This is a genomic window from Balneola sp. (assembly GCA_002694685.1).
Lineage (GTDB): Bacteria > Bacteroidota > Rhodothermia > Balneolales > Balneolaceae > Gracilimonas.
This window is the reverse complement of sequence record NZMW01000013.1, coordinates 41,018-60,824: the sequence shown is the minus strand read 5'-3', so window position 1 is coordinate 60,824 and position 19,807 is coordinate 41,018. Positions and strand designations below refer to the sequence as shown.

Here is a 19,807-nt window from a genome sequence, read left to right as displayed (position 1 = left end):
TATTAAATTATTCGGCGGAATGTCCGTTCTGATCGATCACTCCATGCTTTAATCCAACTTTGCGGAATGCCTCCAGAATCTGGTCTAAATGATCATCAGTATGGCTGGCCATATAGCTTGTTCGTAAAAGCGACTGACCTTGAGGTACCGCAGGAGGGATAACGGCATTGGTATAAACCCCAGCCTCAAAAAGATCTTTCCAGAACTCAAAGCATTTCATCATATCACCAATCACAACAGGAATAATTGGGCTTTGGCTACTCCATACATTGAAACCGAGATCGCGTAAACCTTTGCGCATGTAGTTGGAAATCACTTCAAGCCGTTCTAGTCTCCACGGTTCTTCCTGAAGTATTTCAAGAGCCTTAAGTACCGTTGCGACATTTGCAGGAGGCATAGAAGCACTGAAAATATGTGCAGGAGATTTATGCCTTATATATTCTATAACAGGTCGGTCACCAACCAGGAAGCCACCAAGTGAAGCAAATGATTTAGAAAAAGTACCACTAATCAAATCAACTTCATCCGTCAAACCAAATACAGAGGCTGAGCCTCGTCCGCCATCTCCAACTACTCCAATGGCATGTGCATCATCTAAATAAAGGCGCGCGTCAAATTCTTTTGCCAGCTTAACTAAATCCGGCACATTAGCTAGGGTTCCTGACATGGAGAATACTCCGTCAGTAACAATAATCTTACCAGCATCAGGATCTGCGCGTTCTAATAATTTTCTAAGCTGATCCATGTCGTTATGCTTATAACGCATCGTCTTTGCGTTCGAAACTAGCGTACCGACTACAATACAAGCATGATTGTCTTTATCAGAAAAAATAATGTCGTTTCGATCAGCAATGGTCTGAATAGCCCCTTCATTGGTTTGATAACCGGTACTAAATAGAACACAGGACTCTTTGCCCATGAATTCGGCAAGCTTCTCCTCAAGTTCCAGATGACTATCTAATGTTCCGTTTAAATATCGAGATCCGGTGCATCCGGTTCCATATTTAGTGAGAGCTTCTTGTGCGGCTTTTATAGTGCGTTGGTCATTAGTAAGACCCAGGTAATTATTGGATCCGGCCATAATCACTTTTCTACCCTCTATTTCGACGATAGTACCATCGGTTGCTTCAAGGGGTTTAAAATACGGGTACAGCCCCATTGCTTTAACCTCATCGGCTTTCTTAAAATTGAAAGCTTTTGAAAAAATATCTGAATTGGTGGCGCTGGGTTTTTGATCGGCCATTCGGTAATTCCTTAACAAAGATTCTAAATAAACAGCGAAATATAGCCAGTATTAAATTTCTATCAAATTTTTGCTAACTCACTATTAAGTACCGGCTGCTGTAAGTCGTTTTAATTTCGTGCTGAAGATAAGAAAATTATCGGTCTGCTACTGAATTCTATATTCATTTAACTAAGTAAACCGAAATTTCGATAATTGATTCTTAGGCTCTTTACTGATCCTTCTTCTGCTGAACCAACTCTTGGTACTTCTCAAATAGAAGCTCAAAATGGTCTGCCATCGTTCCAATTCCTTCTTCAGCTGTTTTTTGGCAAGCTTTTACCATCTCATTTCTATCTTTTTGAATGATATTGAGCAATGCCCCTTTTAAGGCAGACGCATTTCCAGACTGATAAGTTTCGGCAATGTCCTTATTGGCGATATCTGCGGCTCCTCCTCTAGCAGGCACCACAACGGGTAGTCCGCTGCAAACAGCCTCCGCAACCACAATTCCATAGGTTTCTGCAGAAGAGCCGTGAACAAAATAATCACAAGACGCCAGAATATTGGCCAGCTCATCCCGGTTTTCTGTAAACCCCATTAGCTTCACATAATCCGATTTATTGGCTTTATAGTCTACATATTTCCGGATGGGTCCATCCCCAAAAACAATCAACCCCATCGGCTTTTTCTCAGCAGCTGCTCGAAATCCATCAATCAGTGTTCCCATTCTTTTTTCGGGATGATGTCGGCTGATTGCAATCATCAGGTTTGCTGATTCTGGCAGATCAAATTGAGCTAAAAGCTTAGCTCTCAGCTGTAAATCTCGCCGGGATGGTGAAAAGAAATCTTTATCAATACCGAAAGGCACCGGAACCGGATTGTTAACCCCAAAGCTATCTATGCGTTCCGCAAGCCATTCCCCACTAACAATAGTAGCATCAAAATTATTACTTAGGCGTTGAAGATACTTCCAGTAAAAGCCAAAGAGTTTGTCCACCTTATCGAAGCCCAGCATATTTCCTAAAAGAGTATGCGGATATGCCGCCACCGGATCTTGATGAAAAATAAAAGTTTTAACCGCATCACCTTTCCAACGCCCCGCAAACCAGCCGCCGGTCCAAGGAGAAGAACCCTCTACAACATCAGGTTTTTCCCGATCCAAAATTTCGTGAACGGCTTTTTCGCGCCATAACACGTAGTAGCGCCAGTCAACCGGAAGGCGGGGTCCTTTCACCCAAATGACCCTGCCGCCATATCTTTCTTCTTCTCCCCAGTCTTCACCGGGTGCTACTATCACTATTTCGTGGCCGTGCTTTTCACCCGCTTTTAGTTTCTGGTTGATATACGTTTTTACTCCGCCGCCCTGATCCGTATAAAATTCCGCTACATCAATGATCTTCATGGAATCGGTTATTTTTAAATGTCTTCTTCTGGGATAGGAAGTTCCAACGCTTCCTTATAATTATCTAGCAACTGTCCATTAATTTCATCCCAATCATAAAGTAATGCCTTTTCCCGGGACACCTTTTTCATTTTGTCTCGAAGTTCTTTGTCAGAAACAATGATGGATAATTTTTTCGCAAAATCAGCTTTGTTTTCAGGTTCTGCAAGCCCACCGTTTTCATCATGATCCACCAATGACTTACTCCCTGTAGCATCAGCTACCAGACAAGGCAACCCACTGCTCATTGCTTCGAGAGTTACATTCCCAAAAGTTTCAGTGTGAGATGGAAACAAGAACACATCGCTGCTTGCATACGCTCTTGCTAAATCTTCGCCTTCTAAAAAACCGGTATAGTGCGCTTCGGGCATATGTTCCTGTAATTCACTTTTAGCAGGACCATCACCTACCACCAGCGCTTTGACCTTGGGGTTCTTTGAAGCCACTTGCTGCACACTATGACGGTAGGTATCTAATTCTTTTTCCCACACAAGACGCGACACAAAAGTCACAACGATATCGTCATCCTTGAACCCGGCTTTCCTTCTCCACTCCATATCTCGTTTTTGGGGAGAAAATAATTTTGTGTTAACTCCACGAGCCCAAATCTTCATCCCCTTTTCAAACCCATGTGTCACCAATTCGTCAATCATTGATTGAGAAGGCACGTATACATGGGTTGTAGAATTATAAAACCAGCTCAGATAGCGCCAGGCGAGAAACTCGATGGGAGTAAGTCCATAATATTTAAAATAACTGGTGAAATGAGTATGATAAGATGAAACTACCTGAACACGATTTTTCTTAGCCCACTTCAGTGCTTTGTAGCCGGCCGCATCAGGAGTAGCAATATGAATGAGGGTCGGGTTGAAATCTTTCAATTCTTTCTCAGCTTTTACTGAAAATCCTGATGCAACCCGATACTCTCCCCTTCCCGAGACCGGCATCCGGATAGATGGTACCGAAACCATGCGCCCATTATGCTCAAGAGCAGGCTTATCCACTGTTGGCGCAAAAACCAATACAGGAATTCCCTGACTTTCTAAAAATTTCACCAACCGATTCAGCGTTAATGAAACACCGTCTCTGATGTGGTTGTAGTTACCAGTAAAAAGGGCGACTCTTAATTCCTTCATAAAAATTTAAAAGCAGAGGGTAGATTTGTATCTTACTTACTCTGCAGGGATGCTTAATAATTCTCTTTTTTATTCTAAACAATCTTCAAATATAAGGAAATTAATGAAAGCCTTTGTAACCGGAGGAACAGGTTTTATTGGAAGTCATTTAGTGGAAGCTCTTCTTAAATCAAAAGAGTACTCAGAAGTCCGCTGTCTTGTACGTTCTCAAGAGAAATGGCTCTCGGGATATGATTTCAAAAAAATTAGCGGTGATCTTCAAGATCTTCAGGCTTTGAGCGAAGGGCTTGAAGGTGCTGATGTTGTCTTTCACATTGCGGCTATCGTCAAAGCTCCCACGAAAAAGGAGTTCACGCACGCAAATGTTGATGCAACAGAAAACATCGTGCGGCTTGCCCAAAAGAAAGGCGTAAAGAATATGGTAATTCTATCTTCACTGGCAGCAGCGGGACCTAGCAATGGCTCACCTAAAACAGAAACCGAACCTATGAATCCGGTGAGTATGTATGGAGAATCCAAAAAGGAAATGGAAGTAAAAATCCATAAAGCCTCTCAAAAAACCGATAGTATAAAAATTGTCCGCCCTCCGGCCGTTTATGGACCTCGGGAAGATCAGATCTATTCTTTTTTCAAATCTTTCTCAAAAGGTATCTGCCCTATTGTGGGAGACGGGAACAATCCTCGCTTGTCGATGGTGTATGTAGGTGATTTGGTTAATGGAATTCTGAAAGCAGCACAGAAATCAGATTCAGGAGTACATACCTACTTTATTTCAGGTGAAGGAACCCATTCCTGGAACGAGATTCGTGGTATTACCTCAAAGGTAATGGGCAAAAAAGCGCTGGCCATTAAGATTAAACCTAAGTTGGTTAAAAAAGCCGCCGCTGTGATAGAAAACGTTGCATCATTATTAGGTAAGTATCCCGTTGTTAATAAGGAAAAAGCCAATGAGCTTATTTTAGAGTGGACTTGCTCCACAGAAAAAGCTCAAAAAGAATTAGGTTATACTCCCGAAGTTTCTTTAGCTGAAGGAATTTCAAGAACCATTCATTGGTATAAAATGCACAACTGGCTATAGTGATATGAAATTTATTTCGACTTTAATTATCTCCGCTCTCTTTCTGTTTACCGCAGGAGTTTCTGCTTTTGCACAACAAAGTCTGGCTCAGGATTATAGCCAGCTTATGGAAATCCCAAACATATCAGCTCTAGAAGGTTCACCAACGCATTTATATGTTTTATCTGAGACGGAAGGTATGGCTGTCTTTCGCGCTTATCCTGACACGCTTCAGTGGTTATACACTTCTTCAGGAATGCAGCGCAGGGGCAACAAAATTATGGCTGACATCCGATTTGCTTACTTATTTGGTGAATCACGACGGCTCACCGTACTCGAGCCTACTTCTGTGTTAGGAGTTTATTCTTCTACTATCCTGCCTGCCCAGCCTCGAGCCGCTGCCCGACTTAATAACAGTCTATTTATTGCACTTGGAAAAGAAGGGCTTGGAATGGTTTCGTTAACCTCTCCTGAGTCGGTTGACACAAATCCAAAAATGGTGCTTTCAGAAGCCTTAGGTGGAGCTTCTGTTATCGATGCCCGTTCCTCCAATATCAACAACCAGCTTTTTGTACTTACTGACGCCCCTTCCCTTTTAGTAGTTAATCAGGTTGATTCTACTCTTGAAGTTTCAGAAAATATTAGCCTTCGCCGATCACTCAAAAACATATTTATCGATCAAGAACAGCTTTGGGGCAGTACTCAAAATGGCGAGATTTTTGAAATCCGTTCTGCTGGCATTGGCAATCGAATTGGGGTAACCAACGAGCCTGTCGCTCATGTATCAAGTTGGAATAATCGTATTTTTGTTCGAACTGAGTCCGGTAAAGTTTGGGCAACAGATCAAACAGGACTTCTTGAACTTTGGAAAAATGATGGTAATGCCGGCAACTTTATTGCCAATAACACCGGTCAGCTCTGGATCTCAGAAAATGACAATATTTCTAAAGTTGAACTCAGGTCTGAAGTGTCATCTGCTCCAACATCAGCATCCGGCAGTTTCCTGCTAAAAGCCATTCCCAATAAAATTGTAACCTACCCTAACCCTCTTATTTTACCGCTTGAACTTGAAGGCAACTATCCTGCGGGGCAAGTTGAGTTCTCCTATCGATCAAATGCCAATAATGCCAAAATCCGGAAACAAGGTTTTTTCTGGCAACCAACGGTAAATCAAATGGGGAACTACTGGTTTAATATTGTGGCAACAAATTCTGAAGGGCAGTCTGACAGTACTCGATTTGTTGTGGATGTGCGTTCTTTTAATGCTCCTCCCCGCTTCAGCCCAATCCGCACAACTTCTATAGCTATGAACGAGGAATATGTGCTCCAGTTCAATGCCAGTGACCCTGAAAATCCGCAAAACCCCATCATTCGATATATTGGAGTAGACATGCCAGATGGGGCTTCAATTAACGAGAAAACAGGTGAATTCAAATGGACACCGACTGAACGACAAGTTGGAGAAACAACGTTTAAAGTGATCGCTACTGACCGACTCGGCGCGGCATCTTCCATTGATGTAACGCTGAACGTGTTAGATATCTCCCGTGATAGTGGCGATGAATAGTTAATCAGAAAGAATTCAATATCCTTGCAGAACCAAGATTTTTCCCATCACCTGCTAAATTGGTACGAAGATCATAAACGACAAATGCCATGGCGGGGTGAAGCCGACCCTTATAAAATCTGGGTTTCCGAAATCATGCTACAGCAAACCCGGGTTGAGCAAGCCACTCCCTACTTTAAAAACTTTATTTCCCTTTTCCCTACCGTTTTTGATCTGGCTGAAGCAGAACAGCAAAAGGTTTTAAAAGCCTGGGAAGGATTAGGTTACTACAGCCGGGCACGTAATCTTCACTCAGCCGCAAAAACCGTAGTTGAGGAATATAACGGCAAGCTCCCTGAGACTTATGATGAAATCATAAAACTCAAAGGCATTGGTCCCTACACAGCAGCAGCTGTGACTAGTATTGCCTTCAACAAACCCAACGCTGTTGTAGATGGGAATGTGATTCGGGTTTTGACACGCTATTTTGGAATTGAAGATGATGTCCGGAGTTCTAAGACAAAAAATAGAGTTCAGGATTTTGCAGATGAACTTATTGATAAAGAAAACCCTGCCTCTTTTAATCAGGGGATGATGGAATTAGGTTCTATAGTCTGTAAGCCTTCTAATCCTGATTGCATGGAATGTCCTGTACAGTCCGGTTGTGTAGCTACCAAAATGGCCAAAACTGATACCATACCCTATAAATCTCCCGCTAAGAAAAAGCCACACCATACCATTGGAGTGGGCATTATTGAAGGTGAAGATGGGAAACTATTGATAGCTCTGCGCCCTGAAAATGCAATGTTAGGCGGACTTTGGGAATTTCCCGGAGGTAAGCAAGAAGAGGGCGAAGAAATACATAAAACCGTTGAACGTGAACTTAAAGAAGAGCTCGGGGTTGAAGTAAAGGCCTTTAAGGAACTAATGAGTTTAAAACATACCTACTCTCACTTCTCAATCACCTTACATGCCTGGATGTGTAAACTCGTTTCTGGAACGCCTCAACCCAAGTCAAGCCAGGAAATTAGATGGGTAGAAAGAGAAGAATTGGAAAAATATCCTTTCCCGAAAGCTAACAAAGTACTTACTGAACGACTCAGCGGTAAAGGGCTGGCCGAGTTAGGTATTTAATCATTTAGTAGCTACACCCGCTATGTGTGGGATGATCGGGAGAAATATAGTTTTGTTTGAAAACTCTGTTTGCTTCACTTTACTAAACCCTGCATGCTGAATAATGCGTCCGGTTTCCCGGGTTAAATTACAGCCATCAAAAAACCATTTCCAAGATGTTTTGAGACTTTTCTGGACTTTATAAATCCAGCTATGTTTATGGGCTCTAACATGCTCGATATATACAAAAACGCCCCCTTTCTTTAATATCCGCTTGATTTCCGACAATGTTTTGGGTGGATTAGTAACGGAACATAAAACCAAACTACTTATTACCATTTCTGAAGTGTTTTCAGAAAGCGGGATATCTTCAGCTGTTGCCTCATAGATTTCTACACTGATCCCAAACTTTTCTGCACGATATTTCAGCATATCAAAAAAGCCCTTATTCGGCTCAATAATTTTCACTTTCGTGCCTTTTCTCAGATATCTGAAATTGGCTCCATAACCTGCACCAATTTCTACAATAACATCCGGGTGATTTTCAAAAAGAACTTTTTTTCTGTCGCCATATTGTAAATGCATATAGGCATCTACCATTGCAAAAAACCAAGAATTTATAATGTGAATCAATTTGGCTGTGTTTTGTTGTTATGTAAAAGCCCCGTAATCCTCAAAGTGTAATTACACTACTTATCGGCTTTAGCTTTTAATACTTTATAATAAATAAATCAGGGTAATCTATTGCCAAGAAAACGAAAAAAGTTTAAGACCATAACGCGCAAGAAGCTTCAACAGCTCAAGCCTTTCTTGGATGATTTAGTATCAAAGATTGAGCAACCCGACTATATTAATGATGACCCTGTGCAGTTCATGCATGCCTTTGAGGATAAAGCAGACCAAGAGCTTGCCGGCTTTTTTGCGGCTACCATGGCATGGGGTCGCCGCGATATTGTAAATGCTAAAGTTGAAGACTTACTTCAGCGAATGGATAATAAGCCTGCAGAATTTATTAAGAACTATTCGGAGAGCGACTTCTCAGTTTTTGATGGGTTTAAGCACCGAACGTTTAAACCCATCGACATGCATTGGTTAACCATCATACTGCAAACTATCCTCCTGAAATTCGGCGACTTTGAACATTTTTGGAAACACTGTTATGACTCAGCTAAGCACCAGAATCGTGAGCTAATTGCCGTATTTCATGACCAATTCTTTTCTTTTCATCCCGAAATGCCTCTACGGACGAGAAAACATGTTTCTAATACGGAAAAAAATAGTTCCGCAAAACGGCTTTATATGTACCTGAGATGGTGCATAAGAAAAGATAGTCCGGTTGATCCTGGTACTATGAGTTTTATGGATCCCTCGGAACTAAAAATCCCATTAGATGTACATGTTGCCCGACAAGCGAGGAAACTGGGGCTTCTTTCCAGAAAGCAAAACGACTGGAAATCAGTGCTCGAACTTGATGCCAGATTAAAATTTTTGGATCCCGAAGATCCTGCGAAATATGATTTTGCCCTATTTGGTATAGGCGTTCTAGGATCGGAAATCCCGAATGAGTATGTGATCAATGCTAAAACTTCATAAAGCTGATTCTAAAAGTTTAACGCCTGAATTGAATTCAAAATTGAGTATAAGATTAACCTACTTTTTTCTTATCTTTTCAGTCCCAATTAAGGGGAAAAAATTAAAAGAAAGGATGTGATACTTCTATGTTAGGAGTCGAAGTTAAAGACAACGAAAGTGTTGACCGCGCAATTAACCGCTTTAAGAAACTGATTTCAAGATCTCGTGTTCTCAACGAATACAAAGATCGACAACAGTATACGAAGCCGTCATTTGAGCGTCGTGAAGCTTTGAAAAAAGCCAAACGCGAACAACGACGTCGCAATCGCGACAACTTCTAAACGAAGTTCAACTCATTTGAGCCCTCTGGTTTTACCCGAGGGCTTTTTTTATGGCTTGATGTACGTACCTGATACCATCTCTCTCCTTTGAAGCCGGCAATAGCACCTGTTTAAAACCTAACTTATTGGCTTCTTTCTGTCTCTGCTCAAGGTGAGGCACTGTTCTTACCTCTCCACCTAACCCTACCTCACCAATAAAAGCCATGTTTTGGGAAACCGCTTCATCCATTAGGCTGGAAACCAGAGCACAACAAACGCCTAAGTCACCTGCAGGATCACTGAGCTTGAAGCCCCCCGCAATATTTAAATACACATCGTGATTGGAAAAGTTTTTACCCACCCGCTTTTCTAAAACAGCTAATAATAGAGCTAAACGATTACGGTCAAACCCGTTTGCCGTTCTTTGGGGTGAACCGTAGGAAGATGGCGTTACTAAGGCCTGAACTTCAATCAGCAAAGGACGAGTTCCCTCCATCGTACATACAACTGCGTTTCCACTCACTCCTGAGGTCTTGTCCGAAATAAATAACTCTGAAGGATTTGAGACTTCTATAAGTCCATCCGATTTCATCTCAAAGACCCCTACCTCCTGCGCTGCACCAAATCGATTCTTTAAGCTTCGCAACAAGCGGTAGGTATATTGCTTATCTCCTTCAAATTGAAGCACGGTATCGACCATATGCTCTAAGACTCGTGGCCCTGCAATGTCCCCTTCTTTCGTTACGTGACCTATCACCAATGTCGTAATATTCTTTTTCTTGGCCAGCTGTTGGAATAGGGCTGCACATTCTTTCACCTGTTGAATACTTCCCGGCATGCTCGATAGCTCAGTTCGGTAAACAGTTTGAATAGAATCAACGATCAGCAGGTCCGGTTTCATCTTCTGCGCTTCAGCAATGATGTTGTCGACCTGAGTTTCGTTGTAAATCAAAAGTTTTTCTGATTCAACACCAAGACGAGCCGCACGCTGTTTTATTTGCCCTGCAGATTCTTCACCCGCACAATATAGAATCGTCAAATCTGGATTGGCTTTGGCTATCTGCAAAGTCAAAGTACTTTTTCCGACACCAGGCTCTCCCCCAATTAGCACATAAGATCCGGGCAGGAAACCTCCTCCCAATACACGGTCAAGTTCCGATATATTACTTTTGAACCTGCTCTTTTCAGAAGTCTCTACGTCTTGGAGTTTTAGTGGAGCTGCTGCAGACTCTAATCCTTCTACGTTAGCTTTATGCTTGGACGCGGATTTATTCTTACTGATTGTTTTTTCCACAAAAGTATTCCACTCGCCACAAGAGGCACAGCTTCCGTTCCATTTAGGTGAAATGTATCCGCAGTTTGAACATTCATATTGCGTCTTCACCTTAGCCATAGATCAATCCTGAGTCTTTATTTCAACAACTTTCTGATTCACGTACCATGTCGTAGCCATCATCCCCAAACCTATACTTATATAGTAGCTGATGATCCTCCACACGAATACTGCCAACCCAATAAATCCTTCTCTTGAGATGAGTGGTCCCTGGAAGAGCACAAACAAACCTTCAACACCTCCACTTCCACCCGGGGTTGGTACAACAAGGAAGGCAAGGTTCATAGCAAGACTTCTTAATACCGATAAAACTTCGGGTGCCGGAAGTAAACTCAAAACTACAATCGTCGGTAAGGCAATTCTAGCTAACCACGACATGGTTGATAAAAAGAAAGCCTTCAACAAAAAGCTAAGTGGTTTCTGTCCCAGCTGCTGAGCATATTCTTCAAGGTTCTCAGCCTCTTCCTCTACCTTATCACCCATTCGGCGTAAAATTGGAAGCTTGAAAACAAACTTAACCACTTTTTTAATTGCGGTTGGGTTAACCAAAACTCCGTATGCCAATAATCCGGCATAGCTCAACAAACATACATAAAGTATCCCCATCGAAACATCACCGGCAAGACCGATTTCTGGCGGAACAACTTCATAAAAGATTCCTGCTACCAAAAGAATAGGAATCGCGATCGCAAACCAGATTTGGTCTAGTAAAACACCGTATAAAACAATGGCACCTGAATCGCCTAGCTTAAGGCCTTCTTTGGTCATCGCGTATGTCGCCATGGGCGCACCACCTATCGTGGATGGGGTAACAGCTGAGGTAAAATCCCAAGCTAAAACTACGCGCATAGATGCGTACCAACTCAATTGTTTTTCTGAAAGAAACCGGATTTTAGCTGCCGAAAACCAAACCCTTAGTAAAGAAACGACCAGGGCAATCACTAAACCCGGCAAGCGGCTTGGCGAAAGATATTCCAAAACACCAGGGGTATAGGTCCAGTAAATAACGCCCGCCATAGTAGCAACGCTTAACAAGATGGAAATAATCAGATATTTCCTTGAAAAAAAGGACTGGGAGTATTTGGTATTTGTTGTTTCGGAGCTCAAATAAAAATTTTTAAAAGAGAGGCGTCAATAAAAAAAGCCTTACAGGATAAACCCTGCAAGGCTATAAATAGTATCCGCAATTATGCGAGTGTGATTTCGTCGTTTAGGTAAACATCCTGAATCATATTCAGAAGTTTAACTCCTTCACCAATTGGGCGTTGGAATGCTTTACGGCCACTAATAAGACCCATTCCACCAGCACGTTTGTTGATGATGGCAGTCTTAACAGCATCAGCAAAATCATTTGAGCCGGAAGCTCCACCTGAGTTAATCAATCCTGCACGACCCATAAAGCAATTTGCTACCTGGTAACGGGTAAGATCGATTGGGTGATCAGAAGCTAGTTCTGTATAAATGCGTTCGTCAAGTTTACCATAGCTGGAATCGCCTGTGTTAAGGGCTTTATAACCACCATTATTATTTGGTTGCTTTTGCTTGATAATATCAGCGCCCAAGGTTGTTCCGATATGATTAGCCTGCCCGGTTAAATCAGCAGAACCATGGTAATCAACACCATCTACCTTAAAAGCTTCATTTCTGGTATAACACCAAAGAATAGTCGCCATTCCCAATTCGTGAGCATATGCAAATGCTTGTGCCACTTCTTGAATTTGTCGGTTAGACTCTTCGGATCCAAAATAAATAGTTGCTCCAACAGCAGCTGCTCCCATATCATAAGCTTGGTCAATAGTACCAAACATGATCTGGTCGTAGTTGTTAGGATAAGTCAACAGCTCGTTGTGGTTTATTTTAACAACGAAAGGAATTTTGTGAGCATATTTTCTAGATACAGATGCAAGTGCTCCAAACGTAGAAGCTACGGCATTACAACCGGCTTCCATGGCCAATTCTACAATATTTGCAGGATCGAAATAATCTGGATTTTTAGCAAAAGAAGCTCCTGCTGAGTGCTCAATTCCCTGATCTACGGGCAGAATTGACAAAAATCCAGTTCCGCCTAAACGACCGTTATTCAAAAGCCTTTGGAGGTTTTGAAGTACTCGATTGTTTCTGTCAGAGTGATACCAAACATCATCAACATAGTTAGCAGTTGGTTTTATCAGACGGTCGGTGCTGATTGTCTGACATTTGTGATTAAGAAGATCAGAAGCTTCATCTCCAAGAAGTTCTTCAATACTGTTAATTCCAAGTGACATATATAATTTCTCTTATTAAAATTTATCTTATGAGTGAGTAAGTGGGCCTAAAATATAAGTGTAAAAGAGGGAAATGGCTAAAGCGACTTTAAGGAATTTATATGACCTAAATTACCGATCAACCTAGAGTTATGTGTTTTCAACTAAGATCGCATTTGAGTGCTTACAGCTTGAACTTTAAAGATCTTCGTAATGAATTTAGGCAAGTAAACCTGTGAGCATATATACTTTTCTTTTCCTCATATTAATCCTCCAAAAAAAGCTTTATTTTTGATAGTCTAAATTATCATTTAATAAATATTACTGATGAAAATCGGTCCCATCGAACTGCAAGACCAGCCTCTTTTTCTAGCTCCAATGGAGGATGTTACAGACTCTCCCTTTCGCCAAATTTGCCGAAAGAAAGGTGCTGACATCGTATTTACTGAATTCATTAGCTCAGAAGCCCTGATTCGTGATTCAGATATCGCGATGCACAAAATGGACTTCAGTGAAATGGAGCGTCCATTTGGTGTTCAGATTTTTGGTGGCCGTGAAGAAGCCATGGAAGGCGCTGCTAAAGTTGCTGAGAATAACAATCCCGATTTGGTTGATATCAATTTTGGATGTCCAGTCTATAAAGTAGTTAAGAAAGGCGCCGGTGCCGGATGTTTAAAAGACCTTTCTATGATGGAGCGAATGGCTGGAACAGTTGTTGATGCTGTAGAGAGTAAACCGGTTACTGTGAAAACACGCCTCGGCTGGGATGACAGCACTATTAAAATCCAGGAAGTAGCATTGATGCTTCAAAGTCTTGGTGTAAAAGCACTCACAGTTCACGCACGAACCCGTGCTCAGAAATATAAAGGGGATGCCCGATGGGAGTGGCTCAAAAAGCTGAAAAATACACCCGGACTTGAGATCCCAATTATTGGAAATGGAGATGTTACCTCTCCTGAACTTGCTAAAAAAATGTTCGAGGAAACTGGAGTTGATGGGGTGATGATTGGCCGTGGAGCGATTGGAAATCCCTGGATTTTTGAACGTACAAGACACTATCTGGAAACCGGCGAAATTCTCCCTGAACCGACCGTTGAAGAACGAATTGAATTATGTGCAGAACAACTCCGCTTGTCTGTTGAACATCAGGGAGAAAGGTATGGAGTTATCATCATGAAGAAACACTACGGCCAGTACCTCAAGGGTATTCGCAATGGGAAGAATCTTCGGATGGAACTAATGAAACACGATGAAATGGATCCTATCCTGGAGCTTCTTTATAACTTTGATGAGACTGAAATTCACGCTGTGGCTTAGTACTTGAATCTTTTGCAGGAACTGACCGTACTTTCTAAGCACCTGATAACCAACTAAGAATCCAATGTTAGCACGTTTAGTCCGAGTACTCCGATCTTTCCTGACTGCTTCTGCATTTGCAGCCTCCCCTCTTAAAGCCGTCACGGGTATCGTTGTAAGTATTATTCTTCCTTATTTACTGTACGCTTTTTTAGGCGGATTCGGAATCGCTTTAGCTTTGGTTGGCATTATTTGGGGAGTCATCTGGTTGGCTAAAAAGAATGATAAATAATTACTAAAGGTAATCTCTCCCTATAAATGGTTTGAGCACTTCAGGAACCCTTACTTTTCCATTCTCTTCCTGATACGCTTCCAAAATTGCTGACACCACTCTCGGTATTGCTAACCCTGAACCATTAATTGTGTGAAGAATTTCTATTTCTTTTTCATCTTTACGATAGCGAAGCTGCATTCTTCGAGCCTGAAAGCCTTCAAAATTGGAACAAGAACTCACTTCAAGCCAACGCTGCTGCCCCGGACTCCATACCTCCAGATCATATTTTTTACTTTGTGTAAAGCCCATATCTCCGGTACACATTAGCAGAGTTCTATATGGAAGTTCGAGAGCCTCAAGCAGCCCTTCTGCATGTTCACGAAGACTTTCCAACTCATCATAAGAATCTTCGGGCTTCACAATTTTCACCAGTTCTACTTTATCAAACTGATGAAGTCGGTTTAGGCCACGGACATCTTTTCCATAAGAACCGGCTTCTCTTCGCCAGCACGGTGTGTGGCAAACATATTTAATAGGCAGCTCTTTAAGCTCGATAATCTCATCCCGGTGAAAGTTAGTCACGGGAACTTCCGCGGTAGGTATATTGAAAAAACCATCTCGGGTAATTTCATACATCATATCCTCTTTGTCAGGAATTTGGCCTGTTCCACGAGCGGATTCTTCATTCACAAAATACGGCGCCTGGAGCTCGGTATAACCTGCATTTCCTGCCTCATTGATAAAATAGTTTATCAATGCACGCTGAAGTTGAGCAACGCCGCCAATATAGAATGGAAACCCTGCTCCGGTTACTTTCACACCTCGTTCAAAATCTACCCAACCGTGCCGTTCTGTGAGTTCCCAGTGTGGTTTTCGCCATTCATCCTTATTAGGCTCACCCCAGGTTTTATAAGTCTCGTTATCATCTTCCGTGGCTCCTACCGGTACACTTGGGTGTGGAACGTTAGGAATACGAAGCAACAGGTTGTCTCTGTCTTCACGAAGCTTTTTAACATCTTCCTCAAGAGCTTTAATCTGCTCCTTCATCTCGGATGTTTCTTTGATGATTGCCTGAGCTTCTTCTTTTTTACCCTGCCCCATCAGTTTTCCAATTTCCTTCGCCTTTGTATTACTTTCGCTGCGAAGCAGATCTCCCTCATGGACTTTGGACCTCCACTCTTCATCAACAGACAAAACCTTTTCTACAACTGAAGTATCTTTCTCTCCCTTATTAGTTATAGCATTTTCAACCCGTTCACGGTTTTCTTTGATGTAGTTGATGTCAAGCATATTTCTTGGATAGTCTTTTTTGATTTGAAGCTCAAAGATAAGAGGTATTCAACTTTTTGTTACAGCTTTTTTGGCCTAAATAAATTTAAATCAACCTCTCTTTGGAAGCGCTTTTATAGTTGACTACCTAAATTATTAAGGTTATCATTCACCATTCAAAGAATTTTTAGGAATTTAGGATATTATATGAGTCATTTATTAGACGACACAGATCTAGCTATTCTCAATCATCTGCAGAAAGATGGACGTGCTCAGCGAAACACTATTGCAGACTTAGTAAACCTCTCTGTCCCTTCTGTTTCTGAGCGTATGAAAAAGCTGGAAGAACGTGGCCTAATTGAAGGATATAAAGCAATTCTTAACAGCAAAAAATTTCACTTTGATATAACAGCTTTCATCTTCGTACAGGTTGATGGTTCTGAACACTACAAATCATTTGTCGAAAGTGCTTCGGAAGAAAGAGAAGTACTGGAATGTCATTCTATTACCGGCGACGGTTCTCATTTCCTTAAAGTCAGAACAAAAAATACCGGATCTTTTGAAAGCCTGCTATCCAGAATTCAAGCTTGGAAAGGAGTTAGCAAAACCCGCTCAAATCTGGTTTTGTCAAGTTTTAAAGAAACCCGGTCAATCCCAGTGGAACATGCTGTAGAGCTTATCAAGCAGTAGTTTACTTACTATTTAGGGCTACTTTTCATTTACTTACTAAAGTAGGAATCGTTAACTTACGTCATTCTGACAGTAAGAATTTCTAAGGGCATTAGTTGATACAAGCTGTACACAAACAGCGTGCCCAACGCTTTAACTATACTATTTATGGATCGCGAAGTTTTTCAAGAACAATATGGGTTACTCGGCAGCTCTGAAGCTATGCGCCAGGTAATCGATAAGATTATGCAAGTCGCTAAAACGGACATTACCGTTACGCTTCAGGGCGAGAGTGGAGTTGGTAAAGATGTTACGGCAAGGGCTATTCATGCCATGAGTGAACGCAGCCGAAACAATTTAGTGATTGTGAACTGTGGTGCTATTCCGGAAGGTATTATTGAAAGTGAGCTTTTTGGACATGAAAAAGGTGCTTTTACCGGAGCTGAAACATCCCGTGAAGGCTATTTCGAGAAAGCTAATAACGGGACTATTTTTCTTGATGAGATTGGAGATACTCCAAAAAATGTGCAGGTCAAACTTCTTCGTGTACTTGAAAATGGAGAGTTTTTTCGGGTTGGCTCCAGCAAGATCCAAACCACCGACGTTCGCGTTATTGCTGCTACTAATCAAAACCTGTGGCAGATGGTGCAGGATGGTTCATTCCGGGAAGATTTGTACTACCGTCTTGATACTGTCCAAATAAAACTACCTCCTCTGCGTGAACGCTCTGAAGATATCATCCCGATTTTTAGAAAGTTTGTTGAAGAATATTCTGCCCGTTATGATTCTGTTTTTAAGGGTTTCTCCGATGAAGCTCGTGAATTACTTATTTCTTACCGCTGGCCGGGTAATATCAGGGAACTGAGAAATGTTGCTGAACAACTGGTTGTACTCGAAAAGTCTCAATTCATAGATAAAGAAAAACTTCAAAAATACCTCAAGGGACGTCAGCACGAGGGAAGCGCTGATAACCTGCCAATGGTTGCCGAAGACAGCTACAGAAAGCAAAAGACCGACGATACAGAAGGTTTTGACCGTAAAGACCGTGAATTAGTCTACCGCGCATTAGTTGAACTGCGAAATGACATCGCTGACGTGAAGAAAATGTTCGCGAACTTCCTTTACTCTACCTTTTCAACGAAAAATATAAAGGCACTTCCTGCTTCCGTTAGGGATGAGGTTGATAAAACTGAAGTCTCTGGCGTGAATGTCGATTTAGGTGATCACGCAACTTTGGGAATGCAATCCATGCCGGATAATAAAGATGTGGAAGAGCCAGATGAGTCTGAGCTAAGCTCTTTTCTTGAGAATGATGAAATTCCTTCCATCGAGGAAGCTGAAAAATTTCTTATTGAACAAGCTCTTAAACGATTCGATGGAAACCGAAGAAAGGCTTCTGAAACCCTTGGTGTAAGTGAGAGAACACTTTACCGAAAACTGGATCAGTATGGCTTGGAATAGATTTCTTTTACTCGTTACGATTTCTGCTTCTCTATTGTTTGGAGGATGTCTGCGCTACAGCTTCACAGGGGCCTCGATACCCCCTGGAGTTAATACCATTTTTATTCCATTTTTTCCTGATCAATCCAATAGCGGTTTGGGGGATCTAAGTGACAGACTTAATCAGACTTTAATCAATAGATTTGTAAATCAAAGCAAGCTGCAGCTTGCTAATAATGAATCAGATGCTGATGCGGTACTCGATGGTGTAATTACCGCTTATTCAAATAGACCATTTAGTATCGGGGGCAATGAGCAATCCAATCAAAATGAAGTGACTATTACGGTTCGTGGAACATTTAAGTACGCTTCTGAAGATGAGGAAGAATGGTCAAAACCATTCACCGGAAAGTTTACCTACGACCCTGCCGAAAATCCAATTGACGGTGAGAATGAAGCTGCAAACGGAGCCCTTGAGCAAATCGCCAACAATATGTTTAATGACGCAGTAAGTAATTGGTAATTAGCTTTGATTGTAACCGCACTTCACTTATCATTGTTGAGTCTTAACAGAATTTATGCAAGAACTTCCATTCAACATACCAAAGTCACTTTCCTCTTATGTGGAAAAGTTTGATGAGGATCCTAAAAAGGTTACTCAAAAACTTAAGAAGCATTTAAAAAAACGAGGACCTGATGCCGTGGGACACTTTTTGCTTTCATGGTTTTATCATATTCAGGATAAAAAAAGCGAGGCCGTTAAAGAGGCACTAAAGGCCAAAACTTATGCTCCTGGAAGTCCGTTAATGGAACACTTGCACTACTTCCTTGTCCATCCGGAAAAATTTGAAGCGGCTATTCCCGCACACTCGTACACCTCATCGGCAGTTAAATTGCAGCAGGCATCCAGAACATCTCCTGTTTTGGATTTAGATCGTTTAATCGAGATGCTTGAAGCTGTAGAGTCACAACGTATTCAAATTCCTGCTGAAGGAGAGCCTCATGATGATACCGACTTGAGCAAAGAGGCCGAAGATGTGGATGATTTAGTTTCAGAGACGCTGGCAAAAATTCACTCCCTGCAAGGCCGTAATAAGGAAGCCATTAAAATGTATGAGCGACTTATTGAAAAGGACGAGAGTAAAGCTGATCATTATAAAGAGCAGATCAATAAGCTAAAGCAAGAACCTAAGAAATAGGTTATTATCCTGCTTTAACGAAGGAATTGTTGTTCTTTTCGTATCCAATAGTTGTTGTGGGTCCATGCCCTGGATATACAACAGTCGGCTCTGGCAACGTATATAGTTTTTCTTGAATACTCTTTTCAAGCACTTCAAAGTTCCCTTTGTACAGATCAGTTCTACCGATGCTTTCTTTGAATAGTGCATCACCTGCTATCACTAACTTTTGTTCTTCAAAGTATAATGAAACATGATCAGGAGAGTGGCCGGGTGTATAGAGGCATTCAAATTCGAAGGCACCAATTCTAAAACTTCCTTGGCTTGGAAGTTCGTCTGGCACAAAACTAAATCCACCCTGATTGATCCCAAACATTTGCGCCTGATTACCGAAGTTTTCCCACAAATAACGATCTTCATTACTGAGGTAAACAGGTACATCAAAATCGCTTTTTATGCGATTTAGCCCCATAACATGATCAACATGAGCATGAGTTAACACTACTGCTTTCAGTTCACCCGATATTGCAGTTTTTACTTGCTGATACTCGGGCTCAGTCGAGAAACCGGGATCAATAAGTAAATGCTCTTCATTTTTTGAGAGCAGATAAGTGTTTTCTAAAAAAGGGCCAACTTCAAATACTTGAACGTCCATAGGCTAAATTAAAAAAGGATGCACCTGAATAGATACATCC

Annotated in this window: 20 protein-coding genes; 11 read left to right on the top strand and 9 right to left on the bottom strand. The window is 41.6% G+C overall.

From position 1 onward, the window contains the following. Positions 1-7 precede the first annotated feature (7 nt). The 3 genes from CL667_14125 to CL667_14115 all read right to left on the bottom strand — a co-directional run bounded on the left by CL667_14125 (position 8) and on the right by CL667_14115 (position 3,808). On the bottom strand, positions 8-1,243 hold the full coding sequence (locus CL667_14125) for an 8-amino-7-oxononanoate synthase (protein ID MAL18836.1): 1,236 nt from the start codon (positions 1,241-1,243) through the stop codon (positions 8-10). A 211-nt stretch (positions 1,244-1,454) separates the two neighbouring features. After that, complete coding sequence (locus CL667_14120) at positions 1,455-2,627, bottom strand: glycosyltransferase (protein ID MAL18835.1); 1,173 nt, start codon at positions 2,625-2,627, stop codon at positions 1,455-1,457. Positions 2,628-2,641: 14 nt separating this feature from the next. Continuing rightward, positions 2,642-3,808, bottom strand: a complete 1,167-nt coding sequence (locus tag CL667_14115) for a hypothetical protein (protein ID MAL18834.1) — start codon at positions 3,806-3,808, stop codon at positions 2,642-2,644. A 97-nt stretch (positions 3,809-3,905) separates the two neighbouring features. Here CL667_14115 and CL667_14110 point away from each other — a divergent pair, with 97 nt between their 5' ends. From CL667_14110 to mutY, 3 genes are read left to right on the top strand one after another with little or no spacing between them, the layout of a single operon-like run. Continuing rightward, positions 3,906-4,880: a hypothetical protein gene (locus CL667_14110; protein ID MAL18833.1), complete on the top strand. Its 975-nt coding sequence runs from the start codon at positions 3,906-3,908 to the stop codon at positions 4,878-4,880. Between the two features lie 4 nt (positions 4,881-4,884). Continuing rightward, positions 4,885-6,426, top strand: coding sequence for a hypothetical protein (locus CL667_14105; protein MAL18832.1), 1,542 nt, complete (start codon positions 4,885-4,887; stop codon positions 6,424-6,426). A gap of 51 nt (positions 6,427-6,477) precedes the next feature. Next, complete coding sequence (gene mutY, locus CL667_14100; GenBank protein ID MAL18831.1) at positions 6,478-7,539, top strand: A/G-specific adenine glycosylase; 1,062 nt, start codon at positions 6,478-6,480, stop codon at positions 7,537-7,539. Here the strand turns inward: mutY and CL667_14095 are convergent, their stop codons facing one another. Beyond that, the gene (locus CL667_14095; GenBank protein MAL18830.1) at positions 7,540-8,151 is read right to left on the bottom strand and encodes an SAM-dependent methyltransferase; all 612 of its coding nucleotides are present in this window, start codon (positions 8,149-8,151) and stop codon (positions 7,540-7,542) included. It lies immediately after the preceding gene. 111 nt (positions 8,152-8,262) lie between these two features. On the opposite strand from CL667_14095, the gene CL667_14090 reads away from it, so the two are divergent. After that, complete coding sequence (locus tag CL667_14090; GenBank protein ID MAL18829.1) at positions 8,263-9,111, top strand: TIGR02757 family protein; 849 nt, start codon at positions 8,263-8,265, stop codon at positions 9,109-9,111. A 125-nt stretch (positions 9,112-9,236) separates the two neighbouring features. After that, positions 9,237-9,431, top strand: a complete 195-nt coding sequence (gene rpsU, locus CL667_14085; protein ID MAL18828.1) for a 30S ribosomal protein S21 — start codon at positions 9,237-9,239, stop codon at positions 9,429-9,431. A gap of 31 nt (positions 9,432-9,462) precedes the next feature. Here rpsU and CL667_14080 read toward each other — a convergent pair whose 3' ends face one another. From CL667_14080 to CL667_14070, 3 genes are all read right to left on the bottom strand, one after another. Next, positions 9,463-10,803 (bottom strand): DNA repair protein RadA, encoded by a 1,341-nt coding sequence (locus CL667_14080; protein MAL18827.1) that lies wholly within the window; start codon positions 10,801-10,803, stop codon positions 9,463-9,465. Positions 10,804-10,806: 3 nt separating this feature from the next. Further along, entirely contained in the window at positions 10,807-11,760 is a 954-nt protein-coding gene (locus CL667_14075; GenBank protein ID MAL18826.1) for a TIGR00374 family protein, read from the bottom strand. 170 nt (positions 11,761-11,930) lie between these two features. Continuing rightward, positions 11,931-13,007 carry a fructose-bisphosphate aldolase gene (locus CL667_14070; GenBank protein MAL18825.1) on the bottom strand — a complete coding sequence of 359 codons (1,077 nt, stop codon included), beginning with the start codon at positions 13,005-13,007 and terminating at the stop codon, positions 11,931-11,933. A gap of 306 nt (positions 13,008-13,313) precedes the next feature. Between CL667_14070 and CL667_14065 the strand changes: the two genes are divergently transcribed. Both CL667_14065 and CL667_14060 read left to right on the top strand, forming a co-directional pair. Beyond that, complete coding sequence (locus CL667_14065; protein MAL18824.1) at positions 13,314-14,303, top strand: tRNA dihydrouridine synthase DusB; 990 nt, start codon at positions 13,314-13,316, stop codon at positions 14,301-14,303. A 64-nt stretch (positions 14,304-14,367) separates the two neighbouring features. Continuing rightward, on the top strand, positions 14,368-14,574 hold the full coding sequence (locus tag CL667_14060) for a hypothetical protein (GenBank protein MAL18823.1): 207 nt from the start codon (positions 14,368-14,370) through the stop codon (positions 14,572-14,574). Between the two features lie 3 nt (positions 14,575-14,577). On the opposite strand, the gene CL667_14055 is transcribed toward CL667_14060, so the two are convergent. Further along, positions 14,578-15,846 carry a serine--tRNA ligase gene (locus tag CL667_14055; protein ID MAL18822.1) on the bottom strand — a complete coding sequence of 423 codons (1,269 nt, stop codon included), beginning with the start codon at positions 15,844-15,846 and terminating at the stop codon, positions 14,578-14,580. A 186-nt stretch (positions 15,847-16,032) separates the two neighbouring features. On the opposite strand from CL667_14055, the gene CL667_14050 reads away from it, so the two are divergent. From CL667_14050 to CL667_14035, 4 genes are all read left to right on the top strand, one after another. Next, positions 16,033-16,515 (top strand): AsnC family transcriptional regulator, encoded by a 483-nt coding sequence (locus CL667_14050; protein ID MAL18821.1) that lies wholly within the window; start codon positions 16,033-16,035, stop codon positions 16,513-16,515. A gap of 147 nt (positions 16,516-16,662) precedes the next feature. After that, positions 16,663-17,955: a sigma-54-dependent Fis family transcriptional regulator gene (locus tag CL667_14045; protein ID MAL18820.1), complete on the top strand. Its 1,293-nt coding sequence runs from the start codon at positions 16,663-16,665 to the stop codon at positions 17,953-17,955. Next, on the top strand, positions 17,942-18,457 hold the full coding sequence (locus CL667_14040) for a hypothetical protein (GenBank protein MAL18819.1): 516 nt from the start codon (positions 17,942-17,944) through the stop codon (positions 18,455-18,457). Before CL667_14045 ends, CL667_14040 begins: the two co-directional genes overlap by 14 nt. 55 nt (positions 18,458-18,512) lie before the next feature. Further along, positions 18,513-19,133, top strand: coding sequence for a hypothetical protein (locus CL667_14035; protein ID MAL18818.1), 621 nt, complete (start codon positions 18,513-18,515; stop codon positions 19,131-19,133). Positions 19,134-19,137: 4 nt separating this feature from the next. Here CL667_14035 and CL667_14030 read toward each other — a convergent pair whose 3' ends face one another. Then, positions 19,138-19,767 carry a hypothetical protein gene (locus CL667_14030; protein ID MAL18817.1) on the bottom strand — a complete coding sequence of 210 codons (630 nt, stop codon included), beginning with the start codon at positions 19,765-19,767 and terminating at the stop codon, positions 19,138-19,140. Between the last annotated feature and the right edge of the window lie 40 nt (positions 19,768-19,807).

Coding starts and splice junctions, on each gene's coding strand:
- CL667_14125 (MAL18836.1), bottom strand. CDS start 1,243: ATGGCCGATCAAAAACCCAGCGCCACCAATTCAGATATTTTTTCAAAA.
- CL667_14045 (MAL18820.1), top strand. CDS start 16,663: ATGGATCGCGAAGTTTTTCAAGAACAATATGGGTTACTCGGCAGCTCT.
- CL667_14080 (MAL18827.1), bottom strand. CDS start 10,803: ATGGCTAAGGTGAAGACGCAATATGAATGTTCAAACTGCGGATACATT.
- CL667_14050 (MAL18821.1), top strand. CDS start 16,033: ATGAGTCATTTATTAGACGACACAGATCTAGCTATTCTCAATCATCTG.
- CL667_14030 (MAL18817.1), bottom strand. CDS start 19,767: ATGGACGTTCAAGTATTTGAAGTTGGCCCTTTTTTAGAAAACACTTAT.
- CL667_14075 (MAL18826.1), bottom strand. CDS start 11,760: ATGGCGGGCGTTATTTACTGGACCTATACCCCTGGTGTTTTGGAATAT.
- CL667_14060 (MAL18823.1), top strand. CDS start 14,368: ATGTTAGCACGTTTAGTCCGAGTACTCCGATCTTTCCTGACTGCTTCT.
- CL667_14105 (MAL18832.1), top strand. CDS start 4,885: ATGAAATTTATTTCGACTTTAATTATCTCCGCTCTCTTTCTGTTTACC.
- CL667_14110 (MAL18833.1), top strand. CDS start 3,906: ATGAAAGCCTTTGTAACCGGAGGAACAGGTTTTATTGGAAGTCATTTA.
- rpsU (MAL18828.1), top strand. CDS start 9,237: ATGTTAGGAGTCGAAGTTAAAGACAACGAAAGTGTTGACCGCGCAATT.
- CL667_14065 (MAL18824.1), top strand. CDS start 13,314: ATGAAAATCGGTCCCATCGAACTGCAAGACCAGCCTCTTTTTCTAGCT.
- CL667_14035 (MAL18818.1), top strand. CDS start 18,513: ATGCAAGAACTTCCATTCAACATACCAAAGTCACTTTCCTCTTATGTG.
- CL667_14040 (MAL18819.1), top strand. CDS start 17,942: ATGGCTTGGAATAGATTTCTTTTACTCGTTACGATTTCTGCTTCTCTA.
- CL667_14055 (MAL18822.1), bottom strand. CDS start 15,846: ATGCTTGACATCAACTACATCAAAGAAAACCGTGAACGGGTTGAAAAT.
- CL667_14070 (MAL18825.1), bottom strand. CDS start 13,007: ATGTCACTTGGAATTAACAGTATTGAAGAACTTCTTGGAGATGAAGCT.
- CL667_14120 (MAL18835.1), bottom strand. CDS start 2,627: ATGAAGATCATTGATGTAGCGGAATTTTATACGGATCAGGGCGGCGGA.